A 19,920-nucleotide genomic window follows, 5' to 3' on the forward strand; every position below is an offset into this window, starting at 1 on the left:
TGTTCAGTTTTCAAAGATCTACTTGGTTGCTTTTGACAACTTTTATATCATATCAAGGATTTCGTTAATTGTCAAGATTTTTTTTAATTAATTAACTGGTCACATTTGAATTAGTTGTTTACTACTGAGGCAACGTTTATTACTTTACCAAGAATAATGACCTTCGTCAAGCCTTTATTTAAATTAAATCTAAAAATATTGATGTAATCGTATACATCTGTACTTTTAATTACTTTATAGGTCTTAAATAAAAAAATAATTTCAAAAATAGACTATTAATCCTGATTTTTGAAATTATTTTTTATTTAATGTTCAACTAATAGTTGCTGCATTTGTAGTGTTTGCGCCTGATTTATTTCATCATACAACTTATTAGCAAGTTGCTCGTTAATTATTCCTGCTATATATTGTGTTTGAACATAATTATATTCTAATTGAAATGCTTGAATAAATAAATCTACTGATATTTTTTCATTCTCTTCGTAATCTCTACGAAAGTGTCTTTGTCGATCTTCGATAAATCTTTCAACATTCTGAATATCATCTAGTTGTCCATGTGCATTAGCCAAACGTTCTTTTGTTAAATCATGTAAATATTGTTCAATTACTTCATGCAATTGATTCTCCAAGTCCCATAATAATGATCGGAAATCATTGTGTATTTGCATTTTTTCTATATTATCTTTAGCCCATTGTTTCCTGGCCTTACTTCTCTGTCCACGAGTTATTTGCCCATGGCTAATATGCCACGCTTCATGCCTAACCTGATGTTCTACTGATCGAATGATTCGATTAACACTTAATCGTTGTCCACCATAATCTGTATCCAAAATTTTTCTGTACGTACTGAGTACTCGGGCAGGATAAATTTCTTTTATCTCATTACTATTTAAAAATTCATCTTCAATTTCATTAATTTTTTTAAATAATTCTTGATGTTTATCATACCCTTGAATATCATTAAACCCTTTTTGTGATTGTAATTGTTGAATCACCGCGTATCTCACATCGTTAGATTGAATACGTTCTGTTAAATGTAAACTAGCGTAATCAATCATTTGTATTCGTGAAAAATTTAATTCTTCTTTATTAAATGATAACTTTTTAGCTAGTAAGATTTTAGGCAACACTAATGCTGGTGTTATCATACTTAATAATATGACAGTAGTTGCAATGATTAAAATTTCTTCTCGATACGGAAAAGCCCGTCCATTTATTAACATTGGTAATGAAAATGCCATTGATAACGTGATTGTTCCGTGTACCCCACTCAACCCAAAAACAAATGCATTTTTTCGTCTTTTTTTTGATTTTGAAGGACCGAAAAAGGCAGCAATATGTGGTTCTTTTCCAATTAATGCCCAAGTGTATCGGATACCAATCATGACTACATAGATTATCAAACCCAGACTCAACAACTCAAACGACTGACTCGTTCCAAGTTTAATCAGTGCCCGGAAAATTTCAGGTAAACTAATTCCCAATAAAATAAATACAATACTGTTAAGCATTGCGGTCAACGTATCCCATATTGTTGACGAAACTAACTGGACACGTGTTGCAGTTAATTTTAAACGCTCGGATTCAATATTATGAACAATCCCTGCAGTTACAACAGCAATAATTCCCGATGTCCCTAGACTTTCCGCCAATAAATAAACAATAAATGGTGTTAACAACGCAATTGGAATAATCGTTAATTCTGGTGAAGTTACCCTCTTATTAAAATACGTTCTAACGATAACTAAGATTCCACCTGCCATAACCCCAACTACAATACCACCAACTGCAACAAAAATAAATTGAAATAATCCGCTATAGATGGAAAATGTTCCTTTTTCCATCACAGATAATGCCAAATTTAACATCACTAATCCACTTGCATCGTTAAATAATGATTCGTATTCTAAGGCAGTATTAACCCCTGAATCAAGTTTTGATGCTGATGTTAAGGATTTTACTGCTATGGCGTCAGTTGGTGTCACAATCGCAGCTAGTGCTATTGCAAGTGGCAATGTCCATCGAACTTCTAATCGATTCGCTAACAACCCTACTATTACAACTGTAATAAGCGCTAAAACTACTGATAATAAAAGTATCGCATGAAAATTTTTACGGATCCCCCTAACAGATGTTTTTTGCCCATCATTAAACATAAGTGGTGCAATAATGAATAACATAAAATATTCTGGTTCTAATTCGAAATTAGCCATGACTGGTACTAATGACAACAACAGACCAATTACAATAAGAATAAAAGCATCTGGTATTTTAGGAAGAATTTCGTGAATTACATTTGAAATAATAATCCCCGCCACAAGAAAAGCTATTACATAAAATAGTGCCATTATGCGTTAACGCGTCCTAACCAATATTTCTTTTTACCACGACGAATAATCACAAATTTGCCATCAAATTCTGTAGCAGGATCAATCATAAAATCTAAATCTTGAATTTTTTCACCATTAATACGAATAGCCCCGTTAGTGATATCTTCACGTGCTTGTCTTTTTGATGATTCAATTTTTGTATTTACTAATAACTCAACAATATTCTCTGGTTCTGCTGCTAATTCAACAGAAGGCATATTTTTAAACCCCTGTTCAATTTCACTCGTCGTTAATTCTTTCACTTCGCCTGAAAATAAAGCTGCAGAAATATGTTCGGCTTCAATTACAGCTTCTGGACTATGAACAAATTCTGTTACTTCTCGTGCTAAGCGGCGTTGTGCTTCACGTTTTTCTGGAGCTGTTTCAACTGATTTTTGGTATTCAGCAATCTCATCTGACGTTAAGAATGTGAAAAATTTCAAATATTTCACAACATCCCGGTCGTCTTGATTTAACCAAAATTGGTAGAATTCATATGGTGTTGTTTTTTCTGGATTTAACCAAACTGCGCCACCAGCTGTTTTACCAAATTTAGTACCATCAGCCTTAAGCATTAGTGGAATTGTTAGCCCATATGCCTTTGTGTCTGAACCTAGCTCTTTATGAATAAGATCAATTCCTGCAGTAATATTCCCCCATTGATCAGCCCCACCAATTTGTAATTGAACATCATGGTGCTTGTGTAAATGTAGGAAATCAACTGATTGTAAGATTTGGTATGTAAATTCCGTGAATGAGATACCAACTTCCAAACGACTTGCAACAACATCCTTTGCGAGCATGCTATTTACATTAAATAACTTACCGTAATCGCGTAAGAAATCAAGCAAGCTAATTTTTGATAACCAATCATAGTTATTTACAATTGAAATATTTGAATCTTGTCCAAATAATTTGGTCATCTGTGCAGTGAGAGCTTGCTCATTATGATGAACTTGGTCCATCGATTGCAGCACACGTTCAGATTTTTTACCACTTGGATCACCAATTGAACCTGTACCACCACCAATAATGATGTATGGATGATGTCCTGCTAATTGAAATCTTTTCAACATCATAAATGGAATTAAGTGTCCGATATGCATACTATCCCCTGTTGGATCAACCCCACAGTATAAGCCAATTGATTTTTCAGACGTTAGTTCACGTAACCCATCTTCGTCTGTCGTTTGATTAATTGCGTCGCGCCATTCTAGTTCGTCAATAATATTCATTTCTGTTTCCTCCTATATAATATAAGTATAAAAAAATCCCTGATATCTAAAAAAGATATCAGGGACGAATTAATTTCCGCGTTACCACCCAAGTTATTATCTACATAATATAGTAGCTAATCGCTCAATCATCGTTAACGAGATGAATCGTTGTTAGCTCCATAGCGTACTTCACTCATCGATAATTCCTGATTTCCAGCGACCACCAGGTTTCTTTAAAATTGATCGATAAATTACTGAACTACTTCATCACTTATAGCTATAATATACGTAAATAAAGTCTAAATGTCAATTTTAACCATAAGAATATTAATACTATAAAAGAGTGTCTTGATTGCATTCTATTTCGTTATTCGATACAATTCACTTACAAATTAAAAGTAACTGGAAAGAAGAGGAATCCGATGACAGAAAAGAAAATGATGTCAGCCGTTGTAATTGATGAATTTGGCGGACAAGATAAACTTAAACAACGTGAAGTAGCTATGCCTGAAATGACGGCGGATCAAGTAATTGTTCAAGAAAAAGCAGCTGGAATTAATCCAATTGATTGGAAAACGCGTGAAGGCTTTTTACAAGGTATGCTTAACTGGCAATTTCCTATTATTTTAGGTTGGGATGTGTCGGGTGTTATCACAGAAGTAGGCGCTAACGTAACCGATTGGAAAATTGGTGATGAAGTCTTCGCACGCCCTGCCACGACTCGTTTTGGTACTTACGCCGAATATACTGCTGTTGATGCTAATTTGCTTGCACCAAAACCTAAAAATATTAGCTTTGAAGAAGCTGCTGCTGTTCCTTTAGCTGGTTTAACTGCATGGCAAGCCCTTTTTGATCATGGTCATTTAGAAAAAGGTGAAAAAGTCTTTATTCATGCTGGTTCAGGTGGCGTTGGCTCTTTCGCTATTCAACTTGCTAAATCAGTTGGTGCTTACGTTATTACCACAACTAGCTCGAAGAATATTGATTTTGTTAAAGGACTTGGCGCTGACCAAGTCATTGATTACCATGAAACTGATTTTGCGGAAATCTTAAAAGATATCGACCTTGTAGTTGATACAATCGGTGGTGACGCACAAGAAAAATCAGTTAATATCTTAAAACATGGCACAGGTCGTTTAGTTGCTATTACTGGGATGGATTCTGAAAAAACAGCAGGTCTTGCTGAAGCAAGAAATGTGACTTTTGATTCAATTTGGTTGGACCCAAATGGTGAAGAATTAACTAAATTAGCTGATATGCTTGAAGATGGCACTATAAAAGTGACCTTAGATTCAGTTCATGAATTCTCTGCAGAAGGTGTAGCAGAAGCTCACGATCGTAGTGAATCTCATCATGCACTTGGTAAAATTATCGTTCGTTTTAAATAAAACCCTATTTAGGTAGTTCAGACTTTTTTGTCTGAACTACCTTTTTTAATTACTAAAAGTAAGTGCTTTCACTGGTGTTAATTCATTGGTAGATTTATACTATCCTTGTAGAATAAAATTTTTCAAGAAGGAGATTTACTATTATGCCAAAAAAAATTAATGCATCAGATGCCATGCTCAAAGTTTTAGAAGATTGGGGCGTTAAAACCGTCTATGGGTTGCCAGGTGGTTCATTTGATTCAACAATGAATGCACTACATAATCGTAAAAATACAATTAATTATGTACAAGTTCGTCATGAAGAAGTCGGCGCACTCGCAGCAGTTGGTGAAGCTAAAGTAACTGGAAAATTAGGTGTTACTTTTGGTTCCGCTGGTCCCGGTGCTGTCCATCTATTAAACGGACTTTACGATGCTAAATATGATGGTGTTCCTGTTCTTGCCTTAGTCGGCCAAGTTGGTACACAAGTGATGAATACAAATTACTTCCAAGAAATGAATGAAAATCCAATGTTTGAGGATGTTTCTATTTATAACAGAACAGCTACTACACCCGAAAACTTACCCATTGTTGTTGATGAAGCTATCCGTCAAGCCTACAAATATAATGGCGTCGCAGTTGTCACAATTCCGACCGATTTAGGTTGGCAAGAAATCGATGACACCTTTGTTTCAACAGCCGCAACACACCAAGAACCTCTTTATCCGATGCCTCGTGATAAACAAATTCAAGATGCCTTAGATATTTTAACAACAGCTAAGACACCAATTATTTATGCTGGGAAAGGTGTTCGTGGCGCTGGAAAAGAATTAATTGAATTATCTGAAAAATTATCATTACCAATCGCAACAACTGCGCTTGCTAAAACAATTATTCCTGATGATTACAAAGCATACATGGGTTCTGCTGGACGAGTTGCTGGCAAACCCGGCGTTGACCTTCTTCGTGGCGCTGATGCTGTTCTTTTCATTGGATCTGATTTTCCATTTGGTGAATATTTCTTTTCTCCAGATGCTAAATTTATTCAGGTCGATATTGATTCTGAAAAATTAGGTAAACGTCATTCAGTTGATGTCCCTATTTTAGCCGATGGTAAGGAAACTTTAATCGCATTAAATAAGGCCGTTAAAACACCAGTTGCACCAACAAAATGGTACAAAGCTGCCATCGCTAACAAAGAAAACTGGATTAAATGGATTGATAGCTTTACTGAAGATGACAGTAAACCACTTCGTTTTGAACCAGTTTTCAATGAAATTAATAAAATTAAAGATGACGATGCAATTTTCCAAATTGATGTTGGTAATGTAACGATTGAAGCAATGCGTTTCTTACGTCTTGGTGAGAAAAATAAATTTACAACATCCGCATGGTACGCAACGATGGGGTATGCACTACCCGCAGCAATTGGGGCTCACTCTGCCTTTCCAGACCGTCAAGTTTTCTCAATTTCTGGTGACGGTGGTTGGACGATGGTCATGCAAGATGTCTTAACACAAGTTAAATACAACATGCCTATCATCAACGTTGTCTTAAGCAATCAGGAACTTGGATTCATCCGCGCTGAACAAGATGATAAACAACAACCACACTCAGGTATTGATTTAATTGATGCTGATTGGGGCGCAATTGCCAACGACATGGGAGCTAAAGGGTATACCGTCCGGACATTAGCAGAATTAAAAACTGCTTTTGCTGAAGCTAAAGGTTCAAAAGTGCCTGTTGTTATCGATGTTAAAGTAACTTCTGACCGTCCACTTCCTGTTGAACAGCTCATTATTGATCCTAAAACACAAGATCCAGATGCTGTTAAAGCTTTTGTTAAAGAATACCAAGCAGAGGGTTTAATTCCATTTCGAGAAATCCTTGAAAATCAAGATTAAATAGTTTTTATTTAATTGATGTATCTTAGCTTAATTAAGTTAAAATACATTTTTTATAGAACAAAAAAAGATATAAAGAGAACCCTTGGGATTGAATTTCATTTCAATCCCAAGGGTTCTCTTTATATACCTCTTCTTATTTCACAATTTTATCAATTTTTGCTAATTCTTCTGGTGCAAAATCCAAATGCTCTAATGCCTTTAAATTATCCTTTAATTGACTCACACGACTAGCACCAATAATAACCGACGAAACAGAATTATCTTTCAAATCCCAAGATAGCGCCATTTCAGCCAATGTCTGGTTGCGATTTTTTGCAATTTCATTTAATTCACGAACCTTTTTAAGTGTTGATTCAACTCTCTCAGTAGACAAGGTATCAAATCGTTTCACTCTAGAATCGTCTGGAATACCATTCAAGTAACGATCAGTCAATAACCCTTGTGCTAAAGGACTAAAAGCAACTGTTCCTATCTGCTCTTGTTTTAAAACATCTTTTAATCCATCTTCTATCCAACGATCTAATAAATTATATCTAGGTTGGTGGACAACGATAGGTGTATTTTTAGCTTTTAGTAATTGAATCATCTTTTCAGCTTCTGGTGCCCGATAATTTGAAATTCCAATATATAAGGCTTTACCTTGGCGAACGAGTAAATCCAAAGCTTCAGCTGTTTCTTCCAACGGTGTATCTGGATCTGGACGATGGTGATAGAAAATATCAACATAATCTAGCTGCATACGTTGTAATGATTGATCCATACTGGCAAACAAGTTTTTCTTTGAACCCCATTCGCCATAAGGACCTGGCCACATATAGTAACCTGCCTTCGTCGAAATAACCATTTCATCCCGGTAGGCACTTAAATCTTCACGTAAAATGCGCCCAAAATTCTTCTCGGCAGCACCATCACCGTAATTATTTGCCAAATCAAAATAAGTAATTCCATTATCAAATGCTGTTTCAATAATATCTTTTTGCGTTGCTAAAGGTGTCTCATCCCCAAAGTTCTTCCATAAGCCTAAGGCAATAGCAGAAACTTTTAATCCACTATTACCGAGGCGATTATAAATCATTTTATCATAACGTTTTTCATTTGCTTGATACATTAACTATCTCCTCCTAAACTAATTACAAATTATATTATAGCGCTTTCACGTCTGCTGGACAATCATTTAATGTTACTTAAAATTCGCTTATCTTATTAATTTGTGCCACTATTATTAGGTAACTGAAGGAGTTGAGTCCATGTTTAAAAAAATAAACGATTATATAAATGTCCATTATATTAAAACATTCATCTTAACGTTAGCTATTGCAACCATAGTTAGAGTCATTGTTGCATTTTTCATAAATAAACACTTTTTGAATGTAGAATTTATTATTGCCGCGATTACGATTGTTATAATTTCACTTTTAATCAGACAAGACCTCAAGAAATAATTAGGTAAGCAAAAATACTGACTCGATACTTTTGACAAAGTACGGAGCCAGTATTTATTTAATTCATGTCCCACTTTTAAATAATTAGTCTTCAAAAACATCTTTTGCAATATTAAATGCAGACCAAGCTTTAGGCCAACCAACGTAGAAAGATAAATGTGTGATAATTTCAGCAATTTCTTCCTTCGTAATTCCATTTGTTTTGCCAATTGCCATATGTGCTGGCAATTGTTCAAAGTTACCACCTGAAATCAAAGCTGAAATTGTTATAATACTGCGTTGATGTGCTGGTAATTCACTTTCACGTGACCAAACTTCACCAAATAAAACATCATCATTTAATTCTGCAAATTTAGGTGCAAATTCGCCTAAGTTATCGCGACCTGCTGTTTGTTTCTTTACCATAATATAATATCCTCCTATTAATCTTTTAATTTACCGTACGTTTCGTCATCAACAGCTTCTAACCATTCAGGTGTCCCTGCTGTAATAGCAACATGTGAGAACCAACTATCTTTTGTAGCACCGTGCCAATGTTTAATCCCGTCTTTTGTGACAACAACATCACCAGCTTTTAAACGTCGTGCTTGTTGACCTTCTTCTTGGTACCAACCTTCACCGGCAGTGACCAATAATAGTTGGTAACCGTCGTGATGGATGTGCCAATTATTACGTGTTCCAGGTTCAAAACTAACATTTCCAACACCAACGTTTATATCTGGATCCGCCACTAACATGTCTAAATAACTTTGACCAACAAAGAAATCTTTATATGCTTCATTTTTTTCACCTATTGGAAAAAGACCGTTTTTAATTTGTTCCTCATTCATTATAATTACCTCACTTTATTTTATACGGTTAACCTAGCGTTAATCGTATATCGCGAATTGTTCTAGATACTTTTCAAAACTAATATCTTCTGACACTTCGTTTCCATTTGTTCTGTGTGAAACTTTTCTGTCATACCAATCAATTTTATGAGAAATAATTTCAATATTATGCTGTAATTCTACCATTTCAGACAGTGCATTTTCTTTTACCTTGCTGAGCATCTCGCGTCGTTCTTTAATGGTTGCATCACCTTGTGCTCGTAGTTCAACGTATTTAATTATTTCATTAATCCGCATCCCTGTCCCTTTAAGATGAAGCAAAAATCCTACCCATTTAATATCATGTTCCGTGTAATAACGTAAGCCTGCCGAATTACGGTGAGGCTTAATTAAGCCTTCTTTTTCATAGTAACGCAATGTAAAACTTGATAACCCAACTAATTTAGCAAACTCACCAATTTTATATTGTTGCTCATTAGTCATTCAATCGCCTCCTTCAATAGTTTCTATTAAAACACTTAGAGTTGACTCTAAGTCAAGCTTTTCTACATATTATTTTTAATATTAAGGCTTACTCCATCCATCAATTCAGACCGTTCCTACACTAAAATTTAATTCCAACATTTTAAAACAAAATCTTTGCTTAATAATTTTCATTCATGTAGAGTTACATCGAAATAGTTACCATTTCCAGATATATTACATATAAAATAAGAAGAAATGAGGGTTAGCTTTTGTTAGATTTCAAACACATAAACAAAACATTCAAAACAGTTACCGTATTAAACGACTTAAACTTACATATTGATACAGGGGAACTTTTTGTTCTTGTTGGCCCTAGTGGTAGTGGTAAAACGACAACTTTAAAAATGATTAATCGATTAATTGAGCCCACCTCGGGTACTATTAACTTTGAAAATCAAAATATTGATCAGATTCCGTTACATACTTTACGTTCACAGATTGGCTATGTCTTACAGCAGATTGCTTTATTTCCTAATATGACAGTTGCTGAAAATATCAGCTTATTACCAGAATTACAAAAATGGCCTAAAAACAAACAAAGAGAACGTGTCGATGCCTTATTAACACGTGTTGGTTTACCGCCTGAAGCATATCGTAAGAGAATGCCTAGCGATTTATCCGGTGGCGAGCAACAACGAATTGGTATTTTACGAGCAATTGCAACTAAACCAAAATTAATTTTAATGGACGAACCATTTAGTGCGCTGGATCCTATCTCAAAAAAAACATTACAAGATATCGTCATCGATTTACATGAGGAACTACACAATACCATTATTTTCATTACGCATGATATGTCTGAAGCTCTTCGCCTCGGAACTCGTGTTGGTGTTATGCATGATGGCAATCTCATTCAAGTTGGTACCCCTGACGAAATTAGAAATGCACCAAAAAATGATTTTATTTCAGAGTTTTTTGGGTTAGACGTATCCAACACGCAATTTAATTTAGCTGAAATGATTCAAAAATCATTTAGTCTTCCAATTGATGAACTCGCTAATAATCACGTCACCTCAACTCAAACAACATTTAAAGAACTCATATCTCTACTTTCTAAATATACAATTATAAATGTTAAAGATAACGACCAGAATCTCATTGGTGCAGTTGATGCCCAATGCTTAATTCGTTATGGTGCAAGCATGTCTGATAGCGAGGTGGATGACCAATGGCAAATTTAATAACAACTTTTAAAATGCACCGTGCTGATTTATGGACCGCTATTCTTCAACATCTACAGATATCATTAATTTCATTGCTGATTGCAACCATCATTGCCGTCTTTTTAGCAATTTGGTTAGCACAGCATAAAAGAGCAGCAGAAATTATGTTGCAAATTACCAGTGTTTTACAGACAATTCCTTCACTCGCGCTGCTAGGGCTATTAATTCCACTAGTCGGAATTGGAACACTACCTTCAATTATCGCATTAGTTGTTTATGCTTTACTGCCCATTTTTCAGAACACATATGCAGGTTTAACTGGTATTGATCCATCATTAGAAGAAGCCGCAACTGCATTTGGTATGACACGTGCGCAAAAACTTATTCGATTTGAATTACCCTTAGCTATGCCACTAATTATTTCAGGCATTCGTATTGCGCTTGTTCTAATTATTGGAACCGCAACACTAGCTGCTTTAATTGGTGCTGGCGGGTTAGGAACATTTATTTTGCTGGGAATTGATAGAAATGATATGAGCTTGATTATTATTGGCGCGTTGAGTTCTATTATTCTAGCTATTGTTTTCAGTGTTTTAATCCGGCAATTGCAGAATTTAAAGATAAAAACAATTACCATTATATTAATTACTTTAGGATTCCTATTTGCTGTTGGTGCCACAATCAATACTTTCACACATCAGAAAAAAGAATTAGTCATTGCTGGTAAAATGGGGGCAGAACCTGAAATTCTAATTAATATGTATAAAGATTTAATTCAAGAAGACGACGCCAATATCAAGGTTACTTTAAAACCAAATTTTGGTAAAACGAGTTTTCTATACTCTGCATTAAAATCTAATTCAATCGATATTTACCCAGAATTTTCAGGTACGGTACTTGAAGAGTTAGTAAAATCACCACTCAAAAGTACAAATGAAAATAAAGCCTACCAGCAAGCAAAAACCGAAATTAAAGTTAAATCAGATTTAGATTATTTAAATCCGATGGCTTATCAAAACACCTATGCTGTCGCTGTCACTAAAGACTTTGCAACTAAATACCATCTATCAAAAATTTCTGATTTATCACGAGTATCTTCAAAAATAAAGGCAGGCTTTACGCTTGAGTTTCTAAACCGTGATGATGGTTACAAAGGGTTACAAAGCAAGTATCATTTGTCATTTAACACTAAATCTTTTGAACCAGCACTTCGCTATCAAGCCATTGTGAATGGTAATGTAAATTTAGTTGATGCCTATTCAACTGATAGTCAGCTCGTCAAATATAATTTGGTCACATTAAAAGATGACAAGTCTTTATTCCCACCTTATCAAGGCGCCCCACTTGTTGCAAAGGGCATCTCACAAAAATATCCATCCATCAAAAAAAGTTTAAATAAATTAACCGGAAAAATTTCTGATACAGATATGCAAAAAATGAATTATCTAGTTGATGTTAAAAATGTCCCAGCAAGTACCGTCGCACACGACTACTTAACAAAGCAACATCTTTTAGACTAAATAAAAAGTTTGGAATCTCGCTAACCTCATGCGGACTCCAAACTTTTTTATATTTTATCGTTATTTAACCTACATAACGTTCTAATGCAACCGCAACACCATGATTAACGTTCGATTCTGTTACATAAGTTGCTGCTTCTTTTAATTCAGGAATGGCATTTCCCATCGCAACAGTCGTTCCGGCTACGGCAAACATCGTTAAATCATTATGTTGATCTCCCATTGCCATAACTTCTTCTTCTTTTAATCCCAGTTCTGCAATTAAATCTGTTAATGCATTTCCTTTATTAGCTTTTTTATTCAAAACTTCTAAAAATTCTGGCAAACTACGTACAACATAATAACTATCATCAAATATTTTTTGAATATTAATCATCTGTGCGTCTAAAACTTCAGGTTCATCCACAAACATAATTTTAGAAACGGTTAAGTCCCGTGACATTTCCTCTGGATTTCGTACAAATAATCCTTCATTATTTTCAGCTGCTTGAATAACGGTCACACGACCAACATCTTTATTAGATGTATAAATTCGGCTCTCATCATCTAAAATATTATAATGAACATTTAATTCATAACTTAATTTATCTGCAGCTATATACTCATCAAAGGTTAACGTATGTTGCGCTAGACGTTTTCCACTTACTGTTTCAATAATTGCACCGTTGTAGGTAATGACATATTGGTCATCCCCACTAATCCCTAATTGTTCAAGAAATCCAACCACACCAGCTAAAGGTCGTCCCGTACAAAGGACAACCTTAATTCCCTTTTGTGTCACTTTTTTGACGGCATCAATTGTTTCTTTTGCTAATCTACCCTCTGGATTTAGTAACGTATCATCAATATCTATTGCAACTAGTTTAATTCCCATAGTAATCTCCTCATTTTAAATGATTAAAAAAAGGCAGTCTCAAGAGACTACCTTTTCAATCTTATTTAGGTGCACGTTTAAGGTATGTACCTTCTTGTGTATTAATTTCAAGAACATCATCTGCTGCGATGAAATCAGGAACATTAACAACAAGTCCTGTTTCCATTGTTGCTGGTTTACCTGAACCAGTTGCTGTAGCGCCTTTGATTGAAGGCTGTGTTTCAGTAACACGTAATGTTACAACAGTTGGTAATGTTAAGCCAATAACTTCTGTACCGTAAAATTGGATTTTAACTTCCATATTTTCCAATAAGAATTTTGCTTCATGTTCGATAATTTCTCTTGGAATTTCATATTGTTCATATGTTTCCAAATCCATAAAAATAGCCATTGTATCCTGGTTGTACAAGAATTGAACTGGTTTTGTTTCAATATTAGCTTGTTCAACCTTAACTTCTGGACGCATTGTTGTTTCAACAGTTGATCCAGTACGAACGTCACGTAATTTCATACGCATAACTGTGTTACCTTTACCCGGTTTATGATGACTTGCTTCTAAAACTTTAATTAATTTACCGCCTTGTTCAAAAGTCATTCCGGCTTTTAAGTTAATTGCTTCAATCATAATTTATTATCTCCCTTTTTATAAAACGTTTCTCATTGAGTATACCAAATTGAAAAGGCTTAATCTATAGTGACACTTACAAACATCACTGGATTTTATTAAATAAAAAGTCAAAAATAGCGCATTTTCTTTATTATTAATCGTATATCCAAATTATAAGCTATATTTGTCCAAATACTTCGACAATATCTCTACACATCCTATACTAGCAAGGCTATAATATATATATAATCAAATAGTTAATTTTTTAATTATTTTGAAAGGAAGTCTTATTTTGCTAAAAAACAAATATATTAACTCATCTACTACCTATCAATCGATTATCATCCTTTGTTTCAGCTTGTTCTTTTTAACGTTACCAATTTATACTACACAAGCTGCTACATCATACACGCCTCCTGTAGGTTATCCAATGGGGGCTGCCACGAATGTCACTGGTTTCGCTGGTGGTACAATCACGTTTAATTCTAATGATATTGACTCCCTACAAGGTTAATTTTTTGCCAAAACATTTACTTCCTCAGGTACCGCCGGAGGTTCTTCTATAAAATACTTACAAAATTATGCTCATGATTCAACTGCTAATTTAACTGATGCTGATTATGCAAAGGTTAATCCTACAATGATTTCAGAAAATATTACCGGGGCTGATATGATTCAGTGGTATGGTAATAAAAATAGCTTTGTTTTTTCAAAATCTAATGATAAAGTCAAAGATTTATCATACTATCTACAGAATTCTCCCCCTGATGATGAAATCGCAAAAGCCATTGCTGGTTGGTCCATACCTTCAAGTAATGCCGGTTACGCTGATGCTATCAAGCAATTTAATGCAAAAAAAGATACTATTGATAAACTTTCTGATTTTCCTGTTATGTCAAGCAATGATATTTCATCATTTGCTGATGCTACTCAAAATATTACTGATGTCAGTGATTATTACGCTAGTTTCACTTCAACAAATTTCTCAAACTCTAAAGCAACAGGTTCTACTACTAAATCTAATAATGCTATCAAACGTGTTGATTTAAATACAGATAAATCAATTGATGCTGAAAAATATGCACCTGGTAAAACGGTTATTCAATTAACCGTTGATATGAATACTGCTTCAACAGATCAAGGCGTTGTCTTTGCAGATATTGATGGCTCTATTCCTTCATTTGAAGATGCTATTGGTATCAAAATTAATTTAGTCAATTTTGATATTAACACAATGAAAATGCCATTTTTCATGTTAAATTATAAGCATTTTTCTAATAATGATGCTGGTATCAGTTTTAATTTCAATCAAGGTAGCTGGATGACTTTCAATGCGTATCCACCTAAATCTGACGGATCTTCGATAGATTACAAGTTAGCTGGTAATAGTGATGGAACGCTATTTTCCGGACAAAATAGTAATGGTTCAGATACCACCGCTAAAAATCTTCTATCCGATGAACCCGTTGCAATCGATACAACTGATAAAAACTCTAAAAAAGTGAAATCTGTCTACAATACGTCTTCACATATTAGTAATAATTTTAATACTGAAAATGGTAAGATTTTTGTCGGAAGTTGGAAGAGTCCTTTATATGGTTCAGTATTAGCACCTAGTGCTGATGTCGACGTTGATTCAAGTAGCGATGGTCTCTTATATGGGAGTATTGTTACTGGACAAAATATTATTGGTAATTTAAACGTTCCTAGTGACCTTGCCTATCAAAGTATTTTTGATGCGTCTGATGATTTTGGAGATGACGCTATACAAGAATTTTTAAAAGATCCTGATTCAAGTAACTCATCTCATCCTACTATTAAGTCTATTTCGTTACCGGGTTATACTTCTACAGATACTGGATCTGGTACGACTCATTATATTCCACAAATAGACCCTTACGATTTTCACTATTCATTAAACAATATCACTGATGAATTACCTGAAAATACCGTTCAAACAACTAAAAAATCACTTGATACTACAGTCAATATAGATACGAAATCAACAACCGATAAAACTGAAAAATATTACTTATGGTACAGTTTCAATAATGGTCCTTGGGAAAAATATTCAGAAAATGGAACAACTGAACTTACAAATTCTAAACTAGAAATCACTGCAAAAGATGCGGACGATCTTGCAAAACAATACAGTACGGACCATAGTAAATATAAATATGACGAATCTGCTTATACTGATGGGACTACATATTCTAAATTAATTGATGACAATGAATTGATTGGTTATCATCTTTTCCATAAGAATAGAATTTCATATTTAGTCACATCAACTCACGATTCGGGTACCTATTCCAGTTATAGTAATCACACAATTAATGATATCTTAAGCGGTAAAACGAATGATACAATTTCTGCTGCAAATCTCGCAAAATTAAATCCGGATTACACGCCTATTTCATATAATTTACACGTTGCAGGAGATCTTTTAGTATCCTATCCAAAAGTATTTGATTTTGGTAATTTTACAGCAGGAACTTCTGAAAAAACACCTACAGTAACTGCAACTGGTTTGTTAACTGTCGATAATCCTTTTGGACTTAACTGGAATTTAGTTGTTAGCACAAGTGATAAAGATAATCTAAGTGATCCTTTCTTTATTCCCGATCAACTTGGTTGGTTTGAAAAATTGCAAACGAGTATGCTTGGTAATTCCACAATCACTTATGGGAATGCCTCAGATATTAAAACAATTACATCTAAAGATACTCTTTTAAGTTTAAACTCAACTATTTTTGATTCTGATACAACATCAGTTATTAGTAAAAACTACTATTCTGCACAATTATCATTAAGTCTAAAAACTAAAAAAATTACTCATCCTGGTAAATTTCAAGATAACGCAACTTGGTCATTATCATCACCAAGTATCGTTGTAGATTCATCAAAAGAATAAGAAATCTAATCGACAAAAAGACGCCTAATAAAAATTAGACGTCTTTTTGATTACCATTCATTTTGATTACTTATTTTCTAGTGATTCTTCCTTATCTTTTTTTCTTCTTTTTAAAATAATAAAAAGTAAGAATAAAACTAATAAAATTAATAAAGCAATAATACCAATAATTAACCACAATAACCAAGATATATGAGGCTCTGCTGCCTTATTATCTGATTTAATCTGTTTAATATTGGCTTTAGTAATTGTAAATGAATTCGTTGCTTTCCAAGATTTATTATTTCCGGTAACGGTATAATGGACATCATATTTACCAGCGATTAACTTGGCTTTAGTTAAGTCTAATGCATAGCTAAATTTAGCGTTGGGTGCAAAATCAACGTCCTTAATTGTTTTGTCATATAAAACAGTACTACTACTATCTTCTGTAATAGTTGCTTTAATTGTTGTTGGTCCAATCACAATGGGTACATCATTTTGCATATTTGTTTGTAGTGAAACTTTATTAAATGCGTTCAATACCACTTTAGAATCGCCAATTGTCATTTTGGGATTAGGATTATCGACCGTTTCAGATTCTCTAATGACTGCTTGAACAACGTACGCAAATCGATTAGTAATTGAAATACCTTTTCCTTTATTCTTTTCCTTAATAACTTTTTCTTGTACGTTAAAGCCACCTAAAATAATACCGGAAAATGACGTAGCGGGTGTTTTCACTGTAAACGTAACTGTTGCTGTTTTTTTAGGTCCAACCACAACATCTTGTTTTTTTGAGACAAGTTCTGAAAATTGATACTTAGCAGTCGCTGGCTTTTTTACATTTGTCTTATCATAGACAATTAGTCCATTCGTATTTGTATATGAACTATTAGGGCTCACAACAATCGTTTTAGTATCGTTTTCTAAGTTCTTAATTTTCAATGCCAATGTCTGTGTTGAGTTAGGGTTCATTTTAATATCAAATTGTGCTGCCTCTCGATATTGATTAGCAGGCGTTACTTTGGCTACCGTAAACCCGGCACTATTAGACTTTGCATAGACATTGGTCGATACAGTAATAAGTGTGACTATCGCGATAGCTAAAAAGCTTAAAACTATTTTTCTTAATTTCATTATTTCGATTCTCCTTAAAAAAAAAGACTGCCTTAGGCGGTCTTTTTTCTGTTACGTTTTAATTAGCTTAGTTAAAAGCTGCTGCACTAGCATTTCCTTGAGTTGCAGTCCATGTTAAATCAGCTGAAGTTGTTGCAATTTTAGTATTTTTACCAAGTTTTAATGTTGCACTATTGTCAGCATATGACAATGTTGTAGCACCAGCGCCTGTTGTAGCTGTCGCGACAGGAGCTGCAGCACCAGCTGGTGTTAAAGTAGCAGCAGATGCTGTAGCATCTGAGTCTGTTTTAACTGTAGCAGATGCAAGATCTAATGAGCTAACCTTAACTTCAGCATCAGCCATCACACCTAATTGTGCAGTAACATTCCAACCACTATCTGTACCTACGTAATCGGCTACATCTAAAGCTTGAGAAGCATCTTTTGCGCCAGTTGATGTAATATCTGTACCAGTCGTAACTAATGCTTCATTTAGTTTTGTTGTGAAACTGAACGATGGTGCACCCGTTTGAGTAAAAGTACCTGCTTCAATGTTTAAACTAGCTGTACCTTTACCATCTGTTGAATCCGCTGAAACACTTGAGCCAACAACTGCTGTTGAACCAAGTACTAATGCTGCAATTAAAAATAAATTCTTTTTCATAATATAAATTCCTCCCATTTATTGATTAAGCCAATGCTTGAAAAGGGGACGTTGACCTTTACCTAATAGTACCATATAATTTACATAAGATTCAACTGTAATATTATCAGAAGAAACTCTATGATTAAGTCCATATACGCCAATTAATATAGCGTTTACATGTTATTTACAAGTATTTTTTTAGGTTTAATTTTTTCAAACCATTTACTGAAAGTGTACAATCAATTTTTAAATAGAATGATTCCTACCTACCCCCACTTTATAACCATTAAAGGTAGAGCCTTTAGTCATTAATAACCTTTTTTTAAGTTAACTAGAATTTAAGTGTTACTATCAATTATACTTTAAGTCCGCTTATTAAAAAGATTCGATTATCCTAGTTCAAACAAGCTCAAATGGCGGTACGCTTACTTTTTAAGAAAAGCCAACAACTTCTAATGAAATTGATTTCAGCTCTTCTAATAAGACGATTTTCGATTTACCCTCATCAAGTCTTAGTGATGGTACAACAAGTTCTGTAATTAACAAATCTTATTATTATGCAAAACTAACTTTAGATTTTACAACTTCAATTTTTGATACGACAGGGAAATATAATTACGATTCACTCTGGGCTATTTCACCAACTAAAGATAGCGGTATCGTAAATGAGTCAACTAAATAATTCTAAATAAAAAAGGTTTACTCCGTTAAGTAACTAACTGAGTAAACCTCTTTTTTTGTGTCGAAATTTCTAATTATTTACAGGACATCTTTGATATCTGTATCCCCATCATGCATCGTAATTACTTTTCCGATTGTATTATCATGTGCGATAACTGAAACTAAGACGTCTGCCACGTTTTCAAGTGAGTTAGAGCCCGCTTGACCATCATTTAATGTTACTTTACCAGTACCTGGCTCATCTACTAAGGTGCCTGGCTGAAGAATTGTATATTCTAATTGCGTATTCTTCATTAGCCAATTATCAGCATAAAACTTAGCAGTCATATAATCTCTTAATGATGAAACTTCAATTTTTTCTCTATCCAAAGAGTAAACGGAACTCAACATTACAAAACGCTTAACATGAGCTATTTCAGCTGCTTCCATCGTTTTAACTGCCCCATCTAGATCAATCTTCATTAAGTCTTTGCCGCCAGAACCAGCAACAAATAATATGGCATCAACAGCCTGCATATTCTTGACTAATTTATCTATACCTTCTAACAAATCAACATAGACATAAGTAATATTACCTTTATCTAAATTATCTGTATGTCTTGAACCCGCCAAGACTTGGTAACCTTTATCAGCTAATTTACTTGTTACTTTTTGGCCAATTCGACCATTCGATCCAACAACTAATACTCTTTTTATTTCTGTCATCATTTATACACTCCTTCGTTTTATCCTGACTAAAGTCTACATCTTTCTCGACTAA

Annotated in this window: 17 protein-coding genes and 1 other annotated feature; of the genes, 6 read left to right on the forward strand and 11 right to left on the reverse strand. The window is 34.2% G+C overall.

The genetic code is table 11. From position 1 onward, the window contains the following. Positions 1–305: 305 nt before the first annotated feature. Positions 306–2,348, reverse strand: coding sequence for a cation:proton antiporter (locus AC1RPW_RS00005; protein WP_481761136.1), 2,043 nt, complete (start codon positions 2,346–2,348; stop codon positions 306–308). Continuing rightward, on the reverse strand, positions 2,348–3,604 hold the full coding sequence (gene tyrS, locus AC1RPW_RS00010) for a tyrosine--tRNA ligase (RefSeq protein ID WP_481761135.1): 1,257 nt from the start codon (positions 3,602–3,604) through the stop codon (positions 2,348–2,350). The genes AC1RPW_RS00005 and tyrS overlap by 1 nt, the downstream gene beginning before the upstream one ends. A gap of 57 nt (positions 3,605–3,661) precedes the next feature. Next, positions 3,662–3,863, reverse strand: a binding site (T-box leader). A 163-nt stretch (positions 3,864–4,026) separates the two neighbouring features. Here tyrS and AC1RPW_RS00015 point away from each other — a divergent pair. Next, positions 4,027–4,974: an NADP-dependent oxidoreductase gene (locus AC1RPW_RS00015; protein ID WP_481761149.1), complete on the forward strand. Its 948-nt coding sequence runs from the start codon at positions 4,027–4,029 to the stop codon at positions 4,972–4,974. Between the two features lie 143 nt (positions 4,975–5,117). Continuing rightward, positions 5,118–6,857, forward strand: coding sequence for a pyruvate oxidase (gene spxB / locus AC1RPW_RS00020; protein ID WP_481761134.1), 1,740 nt, complete (start codon positions 5,118–5,120; stop codon positions 6,855–6,857). Between the two features lie 136 nt (positions 6,858–6,993). On the opposite strand, the gene AC1RPW_RS00025 is transcribed toward spxB, so the two are convergent. From AC1RPW_RS00025 to AC1RPW_RS00040, 4 genes are all read right to left on the reverse strand, one after another. Further along, the gene (locus AC1RPW_RS00025) at positions 6,994–7,968 is read right to left on the reverse strand and encodes an aldo/keto reductase (protein ID WP_481761133.1); all 975 of its coding nucleotides are present in this window, start codon (positions 7,966–7,968) and stop codon (positions 6,994–6,996) included. 418 nt (positions 7,969–8,386) lie between these two features. Beyond that, positions 8,387–8,707, reverse strand: a complete 321-nt coding sequence (locus tag AC1RPW_RS00030) for a carboxymuconolactone decarboxylase family protein (RefSeq protein ID WP_481761132.1) — start codon at positions 8,705–8,707, stop codon at positions 8,387–8,389. Positions 8,708–8,724: 17 nt separating this feature from the next. Then, on the reverse strand, positions 8,725–9,132 hold the full coding sequence (locus AC1RPW_RS00035) for a cupin domain-containing protein (RefSeq protein WP_481761131.1): 408 nt from the start codon (positions 9,130–9,132) through the stop codon (positions 8,725–8,727). 39 nt (positions 9,133–9,171) lie between these two features. Next, complete coding sequence (locus AC1RPW_RS00040) at positions 9,172–9,615, reverse strand: MerR family transcriptional regulator (protein ID WP_481761130.1); 444 nt, start codon at positions 9,613–9,615, stop codon at positions 9,172–9,174. 251 nt (positions 9,616–9,866) lie between these two features. On the opposite strand from AC1RPW_RS00040, the gene AC1RPW_RS00045 reads away from it, so the two are divergent. Together AC1RPW_RS00045 and AC1RPW_RS00050 are read left to right on the forward strand one after the other, a co-directional pair. Then, a complete protein-coding gene (locus AC1RPW_RS00045; RefSeq protein ID WP_481761129.1) occupies positions 9,867–10,838 on the forward strand; it encodes an ABC transporter ATP-binding protein in 972 nt (323 codons plus the stop codon). Beyond that, a complete protein-coding gene (locus AC1RPW_RS00050) occupies positions 10,826–12,340 on the forward strand; it encodes an ABC transporter permease/substrate-binding protein (protein ID WP_481761128.1) in 1,515 nt (504 codons plus the stop codon). The genes AC1RPW_RS00045 and AC1RPW_RS00050 overlap by 13 nt, the downstream gene beginning before the upstream one ends. A gap of 64 nt (positions 12,341–12,404) precedes the next feature. On the opposite strand, the gene yidA is transcribed toward AC1RPW_RS00050, so the two are convergent. After that, complete coding sequence (gene yidA / locus AC1RPW_RS00055; RefSeq protein ID WP_481761127.1) at positions 12,405–13,214, reverse strand: sugar-phosphatase; 810 nt, start codon at positions 13,212–13,214, stop codon at positions 12,405–12,407. Positions 13,215–13,275: 61 nt separating this feature from the next. Then, positions 13,276–13,839 (reverse strand): elongation factor P, encoded by a 564-nt coding sequence (gene efp, locus AC1RPW_RS00060; protein ID WP_409021902.1) that lies wholly within the window; start codon positions 13,837–13,839, stop codon positions 13,276–13,278. A 274-nt stretch (positions 13,840–14,113) separates the two neighbouring features. Here efp and AC1RPW_RS00065 point away from each other — a divergent pair, with 274 nt between their 5' ends. Both AC1RPW_RS00065 and AC1RPW_RS00070 read left to right on the forward strand, forming a co-directional pair. After that, positions 14,114–14,335, forward strand: a complete 222-nt coding sequence (locus AC1RPW_RS00065; RefSeq protein WP_481761126.1) for a hypothetical protein — start codon at positions 14,114–14,116, stop codon at positions 14,333–14,335. Between the two features lie 126 nt (positions 14,336–14,461). Continuing rightward, positions 14,462–16,735 (forward strand): hypothetical protein, encoded by a 2,274-nt coding sequence (locus AC1RPW_RS00070; protein ID WP_481761125.1) that lies wholly within the window; start codon positions 14,462–14,464, stop codon positions 16,733–16,735. A 66-nt stretch (positions 16,736–16,801) separates the two neighbouring features. On the opposite strand, the gene AC1RPW_RS00075 is transcribed toward AC1RPW_RS00070, so the two are convergent. The 3 genes from AC1RPW_RS00075 to AC1RPW_RS00085 form a co-directional block, all read right to left on the reverse strand. Next, complete coding sequence (locus AC1RPW_RS00075) at positions 16,802–17,854, reverse strand: WxLIP family cell surface protein (protein WP_481761124.1); 1,053 nt, start codon at positions 17,852–17,854, stop codon at positions 16,802–16,804. Positions 17,855–17,921: 67 nt separating this feature from the next. After that, positions 17,922–18,497, reverse strand: a complete 576-nt coding sequence (locus AC1RPW_RS00080) for a WxL domain-containing protein (protein WP_481761123.1) — start codon at positions 18,495–18,497, stop codon at positions 17,922–17,924. Between the two features lie 741 nt (positions 18,498–19,238). Beyond that, on the reverse strand, positions 19,239–19,868 hold the full coding sequence (locus AC1RPW_RS00085; protein WP_481761122.1) for an SDR family oxidoreductase: 630 nt from the start codon (positions 19,866–19,868) through the stop codon (positions 19,239–19,241). Between the last annotated feature and the right edge of the window lie 52 nt (positions 19,869–19,920).

This window comes from Dellaglioa sp. CoH-55-MRSF-8, from assembly GCF_056782195.1.